We start from the raw sequence: 15,081 nt of genomic DNA, 5'->3' as shown, positions 1-15,081 counted from the left end.
CCTATCGCGCTGTGATTTCTACCTCATCGCAGGCCGAATTCCCGTTCTTATCAATGACGACCCGCCCGGTTTTTCCAGCCAGCGCCGACACGTCGACCTCTCGCGTGCCGCCGTTCGGCACCTCGATCCGGATCGGCGCGCCGTCCCCCTGCGCCAGTTGGATCGTCACCCCGTCGGCTGTCGGGCAGCGGGTATTGGTCGAACGAAAAGCCAACTCGTGAAGGGTGCCGAAATACCAGTCCACGATGGTCGGCGAATGTTCCCCCGGATGGGCGACGATAGCTTCTCCGTTGAAACCCAGGTCGAATGCGCCCCAGATATCCCCCCGCGCAATGTTCGCCGTCAGATAGGATTCGCTCAACGGCGTCGAATACGCCCCTTTCCAGTCCGGATAGAAATCCACGAATTCCTTGATAAACCGTTCCGCCTCGTCCGGCGTAAATGGCCTGATTTTTTCAAAGATGGTTGCCGTTACGTTATTGGACAGATGAAACGCCATATCTGTCCTTCTGTAAGCCGCCCCGATCCCCCTCCCACTCAGTATTTCCTGCGCAGGAATCGCAATCACCCTCTGTCCCTCCGGATGAAGGTGAATCTGGATCGGGTCGGCCACGACCACATATCGCGCCATGAATTCGGTCAGACGCAGCCTGTCACGCAAATCGACCTGCGACGCGTAAACCAGATGGCTGTCGATACGACCATGCGTCAGGGTTGATACCAGATCGTCGCTCAATATGTCATTCGAACTCAGCACCAGGATCCTGTCGTCGCCCGACGCCAGTTTTTCCAGCGTGTCGGCCATCGTCCGGTAATTCTGAAAATTATCCAGATGAAGCGGGTAGAGTTTCGATGGCATGTAGTCGTTAACCAGCATGGCCCTGCCCTGCACCCTGTTGAACGTCGCCATGAAAATGAGCAACAGAGTCACGGCCGCCAGGCGCATCACGGCCCTCTGAGCGGCACCATTGCGGATCAGGTCAAGCAACCATCGAAACCCGAAAAGAGATGTGAACAAAACCCACATCGAAAACGGCAGACAATGCTGCATGCCCGGGCTCTGCGTGCGTGTAAAAAGGATAAAGCTGATGAATAAATTTGCCGCCGAAAAAAGACAGAAATTCTTTGCCGGGCTTCTGGTCCTGGACATGCTCCATATGGCGCCAACACAGAAAAACGGAAGCATATATAATCCACCGTCATGCAGCATATAATGCAACGACGTCTGGAAATCGGTCTGATAAGCCGAATAGATATAGGAATAATTTGTTCCGACAATGCGTCGGAGCAGACTAAGCTGAAATATAATAGCAAATACGATAGAAACAATGCCGGCGCCAACGAAATGGCCGGCTACATTCTTGAATTGCACCAGTTTTGACTTCTCCTGCCCCGAAAACAGCATGAAATTCAGGAAGGGCATCGTCATGTACAGCGACACCACGGTATAGGCATACCACCGCCGCAGCAGAAAAGGCATCCACATCAGGATACCGAGCATCAGGATGGTCTTCGGCCGTATCCTGCCGGTCAGATCGGTGCGAAGCACATACAGGATGGCAAGCATGATGGCGATCAGACCGACATCATCCGGATACCCTCGGAGGATCGGTTTCCAGAATGGCGCGTAGGCCGTCGTGGCAAGAACGATTACCCCCTGCCACAACCGCGACTGGCCGGGTTTCAGCCTGTCGAAGATCGCAGCGGTCAGATACACGATGGGCAGAAGATAAAACAGAGACAGTCCAAGAACATACTCTAACCTGCTCCCTATACCGATGAAATAAAATGGAAACAGGACGGAAATTGGCGACGTATTGTAATCACTTCCATTTATGCTTGCCAAATTCGCCTTGACCCAATGCCATGGCGCGTGGACCGCCATCTGGGAAAAATTTTCCCAAGTCAGCCAGTAGGCCTTGTAATCCCAAATATAAATCGGGTTCTCCACCTCCATATACTGAAAAACCTGAAACAGGATGATCGGCAACGCGATCAAGATCGTCAGGTCTGATAACTTGAGCGCCCTGTCTTCCATCAAAAACTCACATCCCTAAGGAAATCCACGCTGACGATCAGCGTCCGCACCCTCCGGCTCTCGGGGCGGTCACGCACTATACGCCTTATCCGCAATCAGGGGCATCACAACAGATCGTTCTGCCGGTCCAGAAAACCGTTTCCCATCTTCCTATCCTCCTTTATACTTACGACTATGTTTGCCCTCTGTCGCCCAATTGTAACATCTAGACGGTGCGTGCTGTCTGTCCTTATGGCCACCGCGCTCTCCAGTCCCCTTCTCATGCGCTCGGGACCAGCCTTGGGGGCGGGGGCGGAGGCGCATGCCCCCGCCACGCCAATCCGGCACCTGATCGTCGTGTATGACGAAAACGTCTCGTTCGACCATTATTTCGCCACCTATCCGCAGGCGGCCAACCCTCCGGGCGAACCGGCCTTCGTCGCGCGGGCGGGTACCCCTGTGGCCAATACGCTGGCGGCCGCCGGCCTGCTGACGTCCAACCCCAATGCCGGCCCGCTCAACGGGCGCGAGGCCGCCCTGCCCTTCCGACTGGACCGGAGCCAGGCCGCCACCGCCGACCAGAACCACGCCTACACGGCCGAACAACTGGCCTATAACGGCGGCAAGGCCGACCTGTTTCCCCTTCACACCGGGCGCGGCACGCCGGGCGGTGTCGGCGCATTCGCCACCCGCGGGCAGGTCATGGGCTATTATGACGGCAACACCGTCGGCGCATTGTGGCGCTATGTCCAGAGATTCGCCATGAGCGACGCGGCCTATACCGATACCTACGGCCCCTCGACCCCCGGCGCGCTGGAGGTGGTGTCAGGCCAGACCAACGGCATGCAGATCGTCGCGACGACGCAGAAGCCCGCGACCCGGCAGATCTCGTCGCCCTACATTGCCGACGGACAGGGCGGCTGGACGATGATCAACGACATCGACCCCGCCCACGACGTATGTTCGGTTCCCGGAGACCAGGTGGTGATGCGCGGGCGCAATATCGGCGACCTGCTGAATGCCGCCGACATTTCGTGGGGCGGGTTCATGGGCGGGTTCGACCTGGGCCTGCGCAACCCCGACGGGTCCACCGGATGCCAGCGCGCCACACCCTCGCCCCTCGTTGGCGAAACCGTCGTCGACTACATCCCGCATCACAACTGGTTCCAGTACTATCCCAGCACCGCCAACCCTACCCATGCCCGGCCGGGGTCCGTCGCCGCCATCGGCCATACGTTCGGCCCCGACGGCACCACGCGCGATCCGGCGAACCACGAATACGACCTGCATGATTTCTTCGCCGCCCTGCGCACCGGACAGCTACCCGCGGTGTCGTTCCTGAAACTGCCGGCCTATCAGGACGGCCATGCCGGCTATTCCGACCCGCTGGACGAGCAGCAGGGCCTCGTCGGTGTCATCAACGCCGTGCAGCATCGGCCGGAATGGAAGCACACCGCCATCATCATCGCGTGGGACGATTCGGACGGCTGGTACGATCACGCCTTCACGCCCACCACCCGCGCCTCGTTCGACGCCGAGACCGACCAGTTGAACGGACCGGGCCGATGCGGCACCGGCACCCGGCCGGCCGGCGTGGACGGCAAGCCGGTCAACGGACGCTGTGGCCCCGGCACCCGCCTTCCGCTGATCGTCGTCTCGCCCTGGGCGCGGACCAACTACGTCGGCCATACCCTGATCACTCAGAGTTCGGTCACCCGGTTCATCGAGGATAACTGGCTGGGTGGCGCCCGCCTGGGCGGCGGCTCGTTCGATGCCGACGCCGCGGATTTGTCCGGCCTGTTCGACTTCACGCAGCCACCGCGCCTGGTCCCCCTTTACCTCGATCCCCGTAGCGGCACGCCGTTGCGGACGGCAACCACGCGGCCTTCCCGATAACGGCATGACCCGGCCCCGCGCCGACGCCCCCCGGCGGCCATTCGGATGGCTGCCGGTTGGTCGTCCGCCTCTTCGTTGGCTTCCCATCCTGGGGCTCGTTCTCTGGCCGGCGCTGGGCAATGCCCAGTCCAGCGCCATGGGGGCCGGCGCATGCCTGCCCGCCAGCGACGGCGGCAATCCCTGTCCGGTGCGGTTGCAACGGCCGCTCTCGGCGCCGCTGTCGGCCATGGCGCTGGCGGGCCGGGCAATCTTCCATGACCAGGCTCTGTCGGGATCGGGGCGGCTCTCCTGCGCGTCATGCCACGACCGGGCCGCACATTACGGCCCTCCCGGCCAGGACATGGTGGCGCGCGGGGGCCACGACCTGACCCGGCAGGGCCTGCGCGCCGTGCCGACGCTGACCTATCTGGAACGCCGGCCCGGATTCAGTATCGGCCCCGACGACGCCGAGAGCGAAGGCCCACCCCCAGCAGCCGCCGCTGGGCCGCCAGCGCCCCACGCGGCCAAAAGCGCGCAGAACGTCGCGGCATCGGCCACCAACCTGGTCCCGCAGGGCGGACTGTTCTGGGACGGGCGGGCCGACACACTGCAACAGCAGGCGTCCGGCCCGCTGTTCGACCCGCAGGAAATGGCTTCCAGCCGCGCCATCGTCCTGTCGCGGCTGGCCCATGCCCCCTACACTAGGGTCTTGCTACAACTGGCCGGCCCCGCCGCGGCACAGTCGCCGGACCTGCTGCTGGCCGAGGCGCTGTTCGCCGTGTCGCGCTATCAGATCGAGGATCCGGCCTTCCATCCCTATTCCAGCCGGTTCGACGCCTGGCTGGAAGGCCGGGCGCGCCTGACGCCGGCCGAACGGCGGGGATATCTGTTGTTCAACGACCCGGCCAAAGGCAATTGCGCGGCCTGCCATCCCGACCGGCCCGGCCCGGACGGCGCGCCGCCGCTGCTGACCGATCACCAGTTCGAAGCCCTCGGCGCCCCCCGGAACCGTGCATTGGCCGTCAATCGCGACGCGGCATTCCATGATCTGGGCCTGTGCGGGCCGCAGCGCCCCGACATGACGGGGCAGGCCATGTGGTGCGGCATGTTCACGACCCCGACCCTGCGCAACACCGCCACCCGGCATGCCTTCTTCCATAATGGGGTCTTTCGCACGCTGGATCAGGTCCTGGCTTTTTACACGTTCCGTGATATCGCGCCGCAACGGGTGTACCCCGTCGATGCGAAGGGGCATGTGCTGAAATACGACGACCTTCCGCAGCCCTACCAATCGAACATCGATACCACCGACGCACCGTTCGACCGCCACCCGGGCGACGCCCCGGCCCTGACGGACCGGGAGCGGCAGGATATCGTCGCCTTCCTCGGCACGCTGACCGACCGCCCGGCGCGCTGACGGCGCCGCCCCCCCCTGTTTCCACAGGGCCCGATCGGTCTATCGTCCCGATCCTCCGCCCATCCATCAGAGGAAGGCCATCCGATGTCGCCCATTACCCGCCTGCAACCCGAAGCCCGCCTGACCGGCGCGGTCGTCCATAATGGGCTGGTCTATCTTGCCGGTCAGGTGGCCGATGACGCCACACTGGATGCCGAGGGCCAGATGGCCGACATCCTGCGGCAGGTCGACGCCCTGCTGGCCGAGGCCGGCACCGACAAGAGCCGCCTGATCACGGTGCAGATCTTCCTGGCCGACATGGGCGACATGGCCGGCATGAACCGGGCATGGGACGCCTGGCTGGACCCCGCCAACAAGCCCGCCCGCGCCACCGTCGAGGCCAGCCTGGCCGACCCCTACTGGCGCGTGGAACTGACGGGCATCGCCGCCCTGCCCTGATCGCCGATCACCCCCCGTCCGCGACCGGCGGACGGGTTGGCCCGCTGTCCGGCGCGTCGATCACGCGCGCCGCCAGCAAGCTGGTCAGCCAGTCGGCGAATACCGCCAGCCGCCGCGTGCGCGGACCGCGATGCGGAAAGACCAGATGGACCGGCATCGGCGCCGCCCGCGCATCGGGCAGCACCTCGACCAGCGCGCCCGTATCCAGATGGGCGCGCACGTCGTACAGCGGCACCTGGATCAACCCCAGCCCCGCCAGGCAGCAGGCGATATAGGATTCGGCACAATTGACCGTCACCCGGCTGGGAAGGGCCATTAGCCGCACGCCGTCGCGGCCCGCGACTTCCCATTCCTCGGTCCGGCCCGTCGCGGGGGCCGTGTAGCCGACGGCGACATGCCGGGCCAGCTCGGCGGTCTCACGCGGAATGCCGTGCCGCGCCAGATAATCCGGGCTGGCGCAATTGACCAACGTCAATTGTCCGACCGGGCGGGCAATCAGACCCGAGTCCTCCAGCACGCCGACCCGGACGGCACAATCGACCCCTTCCCACACCAGATCGACCGCCCGATCGGTGGACCCCATGTCCAGTGCGATCCCCGGATACCGGCCCAGGAAATCCGGCAGGGCCGGCGCGATCACCAGCCGTCCCAACCGCGCCGGCACGTTGATCCGCAGCCGGCCATGCAGGGGCGCCGCGCCCCGGCGGAACAGCGTTTCGGCCTCGTCATACTCCTGCAACAACCTCAGGCAGCGGTCATGGAACATCCGCCCGTCCTCGGTCAGCGCCATGCGGCGCGTCGTGCGGTGAATCAAGCGCGTGCCCAGCAGCGTCTCCAGCGTCCGGATGGAGGTGGACACCGTCGAGCGCGGCAGATGCAGGGTCTGTGCCGCCTGCGTGAAATGCCCGCATGCGACCACGCGGGCGAAGATCCTGAACAGGTCGATCCGGTCCATCACATCGCCTCCGCACGATTGTTCGCAATCGGCGACGGATCATGTCAAGACAGGCATCTTTATCCTGAAATCCGGACCACCCATTCTGTTCCCGACAGGCCACAGGGAAGGGAAGCGGACCATGACCAGCCATACCATCCAGGGCAAGACCGTCCTGATCGCGGGCGGCGCCAAGAATCTGGGCGGGCTGGTGGCCCGCGACCTGGCGGCGCGGGGCGCGCGGGCGGTGGCCATCCATTACAACAGCACCGCCAGCCGCGACGCGGCGGACGAGACGGTGGCGGCCATCCGGGCCGCCGGTGCCGAGGCTGCCGCCTTCCAGGCCGACCTGACGACCGCCGGGGCGATGGAGACGCTGTTCGCCGACACAATCCAGGCCTTCGGCCGGCCGGACATCGCCATCAACACCGTGGGCAAGGTCCTGAAAAAGCCGATCATCGAGACCGACGAGGCCGAGTATGACGACATGACCGCCGTCAACGCCAAAAGCGCCTTCTTCTTCCTGCGCGAGGCCGGGCGCCACGTGAATGACGGCGGCAAGGTGCTGACGCTGGTGACTTCGCTGCTGGGGGCGTACACGCCATTCTATGCGACCTATGCGGGCACCAAGGCGTCGGTCGAACATTTCACCCGGGCCGCGTCCAAGGAATTCGGATCACGCGGCATCTCGGTCAACGCGGTGGGTCCCGGCCCGATGGATACCCCGTTCTTCTACCCCGCCGAGGGCGTCGACGCCGTAGCCTACCACAAGACCGCCGCCGCTCTTTCCGCGTTCTCCACCACCGGGCTGACCGACATCGCCGATATAGTGCCGATCATCCGCCATCTGGTTTCGGACGGCTGGTGGATGACGGGCCAGACCATTTTGGTCAACGGCGGCTACACCACCAAATAAGTCCCGCCCACTCCGCCCGGATCAGGCCGCCAGGAAGCCGGCGACCGCGTCGCAGAAGCCGTCCAGATTGTCCCACGGGATCATGTGGCCGGCGTCGGGGACGCGGGTGGTGGCGACGGAGGGCAACAGGATGCGGATCTCGGCCTCCTCCTCGGGCAGGATGACATCGCCGCGGGCGGCGCTCATCAGCAGCGTGGGGGGCGTCAGGTAAGGGATATCCTGATGCACGTCCTCGGTATGGAATTTCTCGAACGTGATACGGGTCGCCAGTTCGTCGCAGGTATGCAGCCATTCGGCGCGCAGGCGACGCTGCTCCTCGGTCCAACTGGGGCAATAGCGGCGCATTGCCTCGGCATCCATGCCGCGCCGGGCCTCGTGGATCGACTCGACATACCATTCGATCCGCGCCGGATAGGCACGGCGGCCCGGGCCGCTGACCGGCGGGTCGACCAGGACCAGCGCGGCGATGCCGGTGGCGTCCTGCCGCGCCATGCGAATGGCGATCCGCGCCCCCATCGAATGACCCAGCACCACGTACTCGCTCAGCCCAAGGGCGGTGACGAAGCCCCGCACGTCGGCCGCATAGGCGTCCAGGTCGTAGGCCAGGTCCGGCCCGCCCTCGGACAGGCCGCGCCCGCGCACATCCAGGACGTAGACATCGTGCGTCGCCGCCAGGCGTTCGGCGACGAAGCCCCAGGTGATGGCCGGGCTGGTGATGCCCGGAACCAGCACCAGCGGCATACCCTTGCCGCCGTAGCGCAGATAATGCTGGCGAATGGAATTGGCGTGGACGTTCGCCCCGTACAGAAAGGTGCTCTCGGTCATCATCTCGTCCTTCATCAATAGGCGGCCGGCACTGGGAGTCACTGGTTGGACAGGCGCGACAGCAGCGTCTCGTACGGCATGACGTCGCCGCATTTCTGCGCCATGTCGAACAGGTTCGCCTCGTGCGGGCCGATCGCGCGGTCGCCGACGCAGTCGGCGACGACGATCGGGCGGAAGCCCAGCGACATGGCGTCGATCACGCTGGCGCGGACGCAGCCGCTGGTGACGCAGCCCGCGACCACCAGCGTCTGCACGCCGCGATGCGCGTACCACGACGCCAGCGGCGTGCCGGAAAACGCCGAGGGCACGGTCTTGCGCACGACATACTCGCCCGCCAGCGGGGCCAGTTCGGGCACGATGGCGCTGGTGGGATTGGTCTCGGTCAGGCCCAGCATGCTGGGCACCTTGGCCGAGAAGACATTGGCGTCCGACCCGTCATCGGCAAAGACGATGCGCGTATGCGCGACCGGCCAGCCCAGGCGACGGGCCGTTGCCAGCAACGGCTTCGTCTGCGCAATGGCCTGCGGAATATTGCCGCCGCCGAACGCCGCCGGATCGGCAAAGCCATTGACGAAATCCACGATCAGCAGGCCCACCTGCCCCACGATGCCCAGTTGGCGGCCGAAGCCCTGGCGCTGATACAGCGCGTTATTCGTCTCGGTCACTGTCCACCCTCCGTTGCGTTCACCAGTTTGCCGTCACGCACCACCGCGTTTCCGTCCAGCATGACGGTGCAGTTGCGCATGGGAATGTCGATATGACAGGCGGTGTCGCGCGTGCCCCCGGCCTCGTTGTTCGGACCGGTCGACCACAGGAAATTGCCGGCGCAGGCTCGGGAATCCATGCCGATCGTCGCCTCGCGGTCGTACAGCCCCAACACCGACCAATGCGCGCGGTCCTGCAGCCCCCAGCCGACATGGGAAATCGCGTAGACTTCCGGATCGTTGAAGGACTCCATGTAGCCTTTCAGGAGATCGGCATCGAGCCCGCCCTCGATTTCGGTCACGTAGCCATCGCGGATCGTGAAGGTCACCGGGTCCCGCACATAGGATTTCTGCGGCAGCAGGATGTCCCCGCGATCCAGCACGATCCGGCCCTGGGCCGTGCCCTCGTTCGACCAGGTGGCCAGGAAGCCGCTGGGCCAGTGATCCCACCGGCCGGGCCGCTCGCAGAAGCCGTACTCCTCCAGGATCGGATAATCGCCCAGGGTGAAGCGGACGTCGGTGCCGGCGGCCGAGGTCACATGCATCTCGCGCGCCGCGCGCAGCACCTTCGACGCTGCCAGGACCTTCTGCCGGTCCGCTTCGGTGGGGACCATGCGCAGCAGGATCTCGGGCGGTTCGACCGCCAGCAGGATGCGCCCGCCGGCCGCCAGGATTTCATGCTGCTCGGCCGAGAACAGCAGGGTCATCAAATCCAGCACCAGGTCGCTGGCCTTCAGCAGTTCCAGCGCCGCGCGGTTGCCGGTCAGCGGCGTCGTGCCGACGAAGGCCAGCGGGTCGCGCGACAGCGACGTGCCGCCGTTGACCGGCAGCAGGTCCAGCCGATTGACGATGGCCCCTCTGGCCTGTGCGGCCAGGATCGCCGTGCGCATCGTCTGCGCATTCGTGTCGCTCGACGTCAGGACCGTCACCGTCTGCCCGGCCCGCACCCCCGACAGGGCCAGGACCTGGCCCCAGGCCTCCACAAGTTCGAAGTCGCTTACAGGCATTTTCCTACTCCCTGCCGGAAGACAAGGCAACGACATTGCGCGCGCGGCCCCACCCGAGAAACTGGTACAGGCCGATCGCGGCCACGGTCGCCGTGGTAATGCCGCCCAGCGTGACGCCACCCACGGACACCGTCAGATTTCCCGCCCCGGCCACCAGGGCCACGCCGACGGTGAACAGATTGCGCGGGTCGGTGAAATCGACGGCGTGATCGACCCAGATCCGGACCATGGTCGCGGCGATCAGCCCGAATACGGCAATGGCCAGACCGCCCAGCACCGGGTCGGGGATCGCCCGCAGCATCGCCCCGAAGCCCGGCGAAAACCCCAGCAGGATGGCGAACAGCGCCGCGACGATGAAGATCAGCGTGGAATAGACGCGCGAGATCGCCATGACGCCGATATTCTCGACATAGGTCGTCACCCCCGTGCCGCCGCCGCTGCCCGCCAGCATCGTCGCCAGCCCGTCGCCCAGGAAGGTGCGCCCGGCCATGCGCGTGAACGGCTGGCCGGTGATCGCGCCCAATGCCTTCAGGTGCCCCAGATTTTCCGCCACCAGCACGATCGCGACCGGGGCGATGGCCAGCATGGCGTGGGGCTGGAAACGCGGCGCCCGCAGGGGCGGCAGGCCGAACCAGGCGGCGGCGCGCACCGGCGCGAAATCGACCGGCGGCGCCAGGCCCAGCCCATTGGCCGCCAGCACATAGACCACGCAGGACAACGCCATGGCGCACAGGATCGACAACCGGCGCAGCAGGGGCGGCGCATAGACGGCGAACGCTGCGACGGCCAGCAGAGTGAACAGGCCCGTCAGCGTCGCGGCCGGCGATCCGCTGACCCCATGGGCAGCCATGGGCGCCAGGTTGAGGCCGATCGCCGCCCCCACCGCCCCCGTCACCACCGGCGGCATCAGCCGTTCGATCCAGCCGGTGCCGGTCGCACACACCAGCAGCCCCAGCAACGCATAGACCGCCCCCGCCGTGACGATGCCGCCGGCCGCCAGGGGCACGTCCGGGTTGGGACCATGCCCCGCATAGCCCGTCACCGACGCCACCAGAGCGATGAAGGAAAAGCTGGACCCCAGATAGCTGGGCACCCGCCCGCCCGTCACCACGAAGAACAGCAGGGTCCCCAGCCCCGAAAACAGGATCGCCACGTTCGGGTCGAAGCCCATCAGCAGCGGGCCGAGAATGGTCGAGCCCGCCATCGCCAGCACATGCTGCAGGCCCATCATCACGGTCTGGCCCCACGCCAGGCGCTCGTCGGGCGCGACGACGCCCTGCCCGTCCACCCGGCGCCATGTCGGCCATGCGCTGTTCATGGAAGCACCGGATGAGGGGCCGCATGGGACGGCGCGGCGCGCAGCCGGGCCACCGTCGCCGCGACCCCGTCCCATGCCGGGCGGCCCGGTGCGAAGGTCGCGCGGATATGGCGCACCAGGTCGACGATCTGCCCGTCGGTCAGGCTGTCGCGGAAGGCGGGCATCGCCCCCACGCCCGGCGTCGCGGGATGGGCGATCCCGTCCAGGATCACCCGGACCAGATTGTCCGGCCGGTCGGCGGCGACATTGGTGTTCAGCGCCAGCGACGGGCGGGCGCCGAACATATGCGCCTGCTGCCCCTCGTGGCAGGCGGCGCAACTGCCGCCATAGACCCGCGCCCCCTGTCCGGCCCAGGCCGCGTCGGCCTGGCGCGCGGCGGCCGCGTCCTCAATGCGTTCGGCCAGATTCCCGGCGGGCAGATCCCCGGTAGTCTCGCGCGTGTCGAACGAGGCAACATAGGCCGCGATCGCCCGCACATCCGCCTCGGGCATCCGGGCCATCTCGGCCACGACGGGTGCCATCGGCCCCGCCGCCGGCCCGTGCCGGTCGGAAAAACCGGTGCGCAGATAGGTGAACAATTCGTCCGCCGTCCAGGGCAGCGGCGACCGCGACAGCGCGCTCAGCGCCGGGGCATCCCAGCCCTCGGCCTCACCGCCGTCCAGATAGGCCCTCTTCCACCGCTCGGCCCCCAGGGCGTTGCGGGGGGTGTGGCAGGCGCCGCAATGGCCCAGCCCCTCGGCCAGATAGGCGCCGCGATTCCATTCCACCGAGCGGGCGGGGTCGGGCGCGAATGGCCGGGGGTCGTGATACAACACGTTCCACCCCGCCATCATCGGCCGGATATTGTAGGGGAAGGCCAGCTTCGTTTCCGGTACCACATTCCGCACCGGCTGCTGCGCCATCAGATAGGCGTACAGCGCTTCCATGTCGGGTTCGGTAATTTTGGCAAACGCGGTGTAAGGAAAGGCGGGATACAGATGCCGGCCGTCGCGCCCGATTCCCTCGCGCATGGCGCGGGCAAAGGCGGGATAGGACCAGCGGCCGATGCCGGTTTCCTCGTCGGGCGTGATGTTGGTCGTGCGGATGATGCCGAAGGGCGTGTCCAGTTCCAGCCCGCCGGCATTGGCCGCGCCGCCGGGCGCGGTATGGCACACGGCGCAGTCGCCGGCCGCCGCCAGCGCGCGGCCCCGCGCGATGGTCTCGGCCGAAAACAGGCGCGGGTCCGGACGGGCGATCGGCGCGATTTCCGGCCGCCATGGCGAAGCCGTCACCGCCAGCCCACCGATGGTCGAACAGAGCGTCCCCAGTGCCGCCAGCCCCGTCCACAGGCGTGGGCGCGCCAATGCGGGCATCGGCGCAGGCCGCGCGGGCATCGGTTGCGGCAGAGGCTCCGGCTCCGGCGCGGGCAGCGGGCCCAGCGCCGCATCCAGCCCGGCCCGGATGCGGTCGGGCGTGAAGGGCAGTTCGCGAAACCGCACCCCGGTCGCGTCATACAGCGCGTTGGCGATGGCGGCCGCGCCGGGAACCGACGCCGATTCCCCCACGCCCAGCGGCGGCTGGTCCGGCCGGTCCAGCATCAGCACGTCGATGTCCGGCACCTCGGGGAATGTGATCAGCGGATAGCCGCCCCACTCCCGGCTGGCGACGCCGGAGTCATCGAACGACACTTCCTCGCGCAGGGCGCGGCTGGTAGACTGGATGACATTGCCGTGGATCTGGTGCCGCACCCCGGCCGGGTTGACCATCATGCCGGAATCCTGCCCCACGACGACGCGCGTCACCGTGACGTGGCCGGTCTGGCGATCGACCGCGACATCCGTGACCCAGGCGGCCCAGGCCGCCGGCACCCCCGGGAAGGTGCCGTGGACATACTGGGCATAGGCCACCCCGCGCCCGCGCAGCACCCGCGCGGCCGGATCGACCCGGACAGGTGCGGTGCGCGCCGCCCAGTCCGCCCGCCGGGCCACGGCGCGCAGCAATTCGGCGGCACGCGCATCCTTCAGGTAGCGCAGGCGATACTCCACCGGATCGACCCCGGCGGCGGCGGCCAGTTCGTCGACATAGCATTCGTGGGCGAAGCTGTTGGGCATTGCCGACACGCCGCGAAACCACGACGCCCGCGCGATGGGCGGCATGTCATGCACCGTGACCCGCGCATTGTCGTAGGCATAGGGCGGGATGCAGGTGCGGTCGCCCATCGGCACCACCGACGGCACGGCCGCCGGGACGGTGCCGGTGAGCACCAGCCCCAGCAACGGCGAGACGTTCGAGGGATAGCGCGTGGAAAAATCATACGCCGCCGGCACGCCGTCGGGCGTGATGCCGCCGCGCACCTGCATCAACTGCGCGGCGCCCTTGGGTTCCCACACATGTTCCTGTTCGCGGGTCAGTTGCACCCGCACCGGCCGGCCGACCGCACGCGACAGCAGCATGGCATCGCCGCAGACATCGTCGGCGCAGTTGCGGCCGTAGCATCCGGCGGCCTCGTGCCGGATGATGGAAATCCGCTCCTCGGGCAGATCGGCCAGCAGGGCGATATCCGCGCGCAGCATGTGCGGATTCTGCGTGCCGGACCAGAGGGTCAGCCCATCGGCCCGCCAGTCGGCCACCGCGCAGGACGGGCCGATCGAGCCATGCATCTGGTACGGCCACAGGTAGGTCCGGTCCATCCGGGCCCCCGGGCCGTCCAGCGCCGCATCGACATCGCCCCGGTCCAGCAGGCGGCGCGGAGTCGCCGGATTGGCCAGCAGCGCGCCTTCCAGGTCCGACAGGTCCGGCAGGTCGGGCACGTCCCATACGACATGCAGCAGGCGCGCGGCCTCGGCGGCCTGTTCCTCGCGCTCGGCCACCACGCCGACGAAATCACCGATGACGACCACATCGACCAGCCCCGGCAGATGCGCCACCGACGCGCGATGCACCTGCCGCAGGCTGCGTCCGACGAACGGCCCGTGGTCGAACCCACCATAGGGCGGGCGCACCACCCGCCCGTGCAGCATGCCTGCGACGCGCACGTCGTGCACATAGACCGCCCGGCCCGTCACCTTGTCGGGGATGTCGACGCGCGGCACCGTCCGCCCCACCACCCGATAGCGGTCGGGCGATTTGACGGGGATGTCCTCGTCCAGTTGCACCCGCAGGGCCTGCCCGTGCAGCAGCATGCCGTAGGTCAGGGCGGCGTTGTCGGGCAGCGGCAGATCGCTGACGACCAGCCCGTCACGCAGGTCCAGCTCCGCCGCCGGGCGGCCGGTCCGGTCGGCGGCCAGGTCCAGAAGCACGGCGCGCGCATGGGCGGCGGCCTTGCGCAGGGGGACGGCGGACACCTGGATGGTTTCGCTGGCGATCGTCGCCCCCTGGTTGGGGGTCTCGCCGGTATGGCCCAGCACCATGGCGACGTCGCCGAACGGTACGTCGAGTTCCTCGGACACGATCTGGGCCAGCGCGGTGCGGATGCCGGTGCCCAGGTCAACATGCCCGCAATAGCCGGTCACGCCGCCCGTCGCATGCACGACGACGAAGATCTCCTCCGGCAGGCTCTCGATGGACACCGCCCGCGCCACGAGGCCGCCCGGCGAGCGGGCGGGACGGACGATGGCGAGAAATCCGCCGGAACGGGCGATGTCGTCCATG

Annotated in this window: 11 protein-coding genes; 4 read left to right on the top strand and 7 right to left on the bottom strand. The window is 67.0% G+C overall.

The window, feature by feature from the left end; translation table 11 throughout:
• Nucleotide 1: 1 nt before the first annotated feature.
• Nucleotides 2–2,038, bottom strand: coding sequence for a hypothetical protein (locus HLH34_RS01400; RefSeq protein WP_183117790.1), 2,037 nt, complete (start codon nucleotides 2,036–2,038; stop codon nucleotides 2–4).
• Nucleotides 2,039–2,269: 231 nt separating this feature from the next.
• Here HLH34_RS01400 and HLH34_RS01395 point away from each other — a divergent pair, with 231 nt between their 5' ends.
• The 3 genes from HLH34_RS01395 (at nucleotide 2,270) to HLH34_RS01385 (ending at nucleotide 5,747) form a co-directional block, all read left to right on the top strand.
• Entirely contained in the window at nucleotides 2,270–3,913 is a 1,644-nt protein-coding gene (locus tag HLH34_RS01395; protein ID WP_373318654.1) for a phospholipase C, read from the top strand.
• 226 nt (nucleotides 3,914–4,139) lie between these two features.
• The gene (locus tag HLH34_RS01390; protein WP_220792002.1) at nucleotides 4,140–5,309 is read left to right on the top strand and encodes a cytochrome-c peroxidase; all 1,170 of its coding nucleotides are present in this window, start codon (nucleotides 4,140–4,142) and stop codon (nucleotides 5,307–5,309) included.
• Nucleotides 5,310–5,393: 84 nt separating this feature from the next.
• Nucleotides 5,394–5,747, top strand: coding sequence for a RidA family protein (locus tag HLH34_RS01385; protein ID WP_183117788.1), 354 nt, complete (start codon nucleotides 5,394–5,396; stop codon nucleotides 5,745–5,747).
• A 7-nt stretch (nucleotides 5,748–5,754) separates the two neighbouring features.
• Here HLH34_RS01385 and HLH34_RS01380 read toward each other — a convergent pair whose 3' ends face one another.
• Nucleotides 5,755–6,702: a LysR family transcriptional regulator gene (locus HLH34_RS01380; protein ID WP_183117787.1), complete on the bottom strand. Its 948-nt coding sequence runs from the start codon at nucleotides 6,700–6,702 to the stop codon at nucleotides 5,755–5,757.
• 121 nt (nucleotides 6,703–6,823) lie between these two features.
• On the opposite strand from HLH34_RS01380, the gene HLH34_RS01375 reads away from it, so the two are divergent.
• Nucleotides 6,824–7,597, top strand: a complete 774-nt coding sequence (locus HLH34_RS01375) for an SDR family oxidoreductase (protein ID WP_183117786.1) — start codon at nucleotides 6,824–6,826, stop codon at nucleotides 7,595–7,597.
• 21 nt (nucleotides 7,598–7,618) lie between these two features.
• Here the strand turns inward: HLH34_RS01375 and HLH34_RS01370 are convergent, their stop codons facing one another.
• The 5 genes from HLH34_RS01370 to HLH34_RS01350 are packed head-to-tail and all read right to left on the bottom strand — an operon-like array spanning nucleotide 7,619 to nucleotide 15,080.
• Entirely contained in the window at nucleotides 7,619–8,422 is an 804-nt protein-coding gene (locus HLH34_RS01370; RefSeq protein WP_183117955.1) for an alpha/beta fold hydrolase, read from the bottom strand.
• Between the two features lie 38 nt (nucleotides 8,423–8,460).
• Nucleotides 8,461–9,087: an isochorismatase family protein gene (locus HLH34_RS01365; RefSeq protein ID WP_183117785.1), complete on the bottom strand. Its 627-nt coding sequence runs from the start codon at nucleotides 9,085–9,087 to the stop codon at nucleotides 8,461–8,463.
• Nucleotides 9,084–10,133: a 2,5-dihydroxypyridine 5,6-dioxygenase gene (locus HLH34_RS01360; protein WP_183117784.1), complete on the bottom strand. Its 1,050-nt coding sequence runs from the start codon at nucleotides 10,131–10,133 to the stop codon at nucleotides 9,084–9,086. The genes HLH34_RS01365 and HLH34_RS01360 overlap by 4 nt, the downstream gene beginning before the upstream one ends.
• 4 nt (nucleotides 10,134–10,137) lie before the next feature.
• Complete coding sequence (locus tag HLH34_RS01355; RefSeq protein WP_183117783.1) at nucleotides 10,138–11,451, bottom strand: solute carrier family 23 protein; 1,314 nt, start codon at nucleotides 11,449–11,451, stop codon at nucleotides 10,138–10,140.
• Nucleotides 11,448–15,080 carry a molybdopterin cofactor-binding domain-containing protein gene (locus tag HLH34_RS01350; RefSeq protein ID WP_183117782.1) on the bottom strand — a complete coding sequence of 1,211 codons (3,633 nt, stop codon included), beginning with the start codon at nucleotides 15,078–15,080 and terminating at the stop codon, nucleotides 11,448–11,450. The genes HLH34_RS01355 and HLH34_RS01350 overlap by 4 nt, the downstream gene beginning before the upstream one ends.
• Nucleotide 15,081 lies beyond the last annotated feature (1 nt).

The sequence above is a fragment of the Gluconacetobacter azotocaptans genome (assembly GCF_014174355.1).
In the GTDB taxonomy this organism is placed as follows: domain Bacteria; phylum Pseudomonadota; class Alphaproteobacteria; order Acetobacterales; family Acetobacteraceae; genus Gluconacetobacter; species Gluconacetobacter azotocaptans.
The sequence above is the reverse complement of the archived record's forward strand: the minus strand, read 5'-3'. Positions and strand labels throughout refer to the sequence as shown.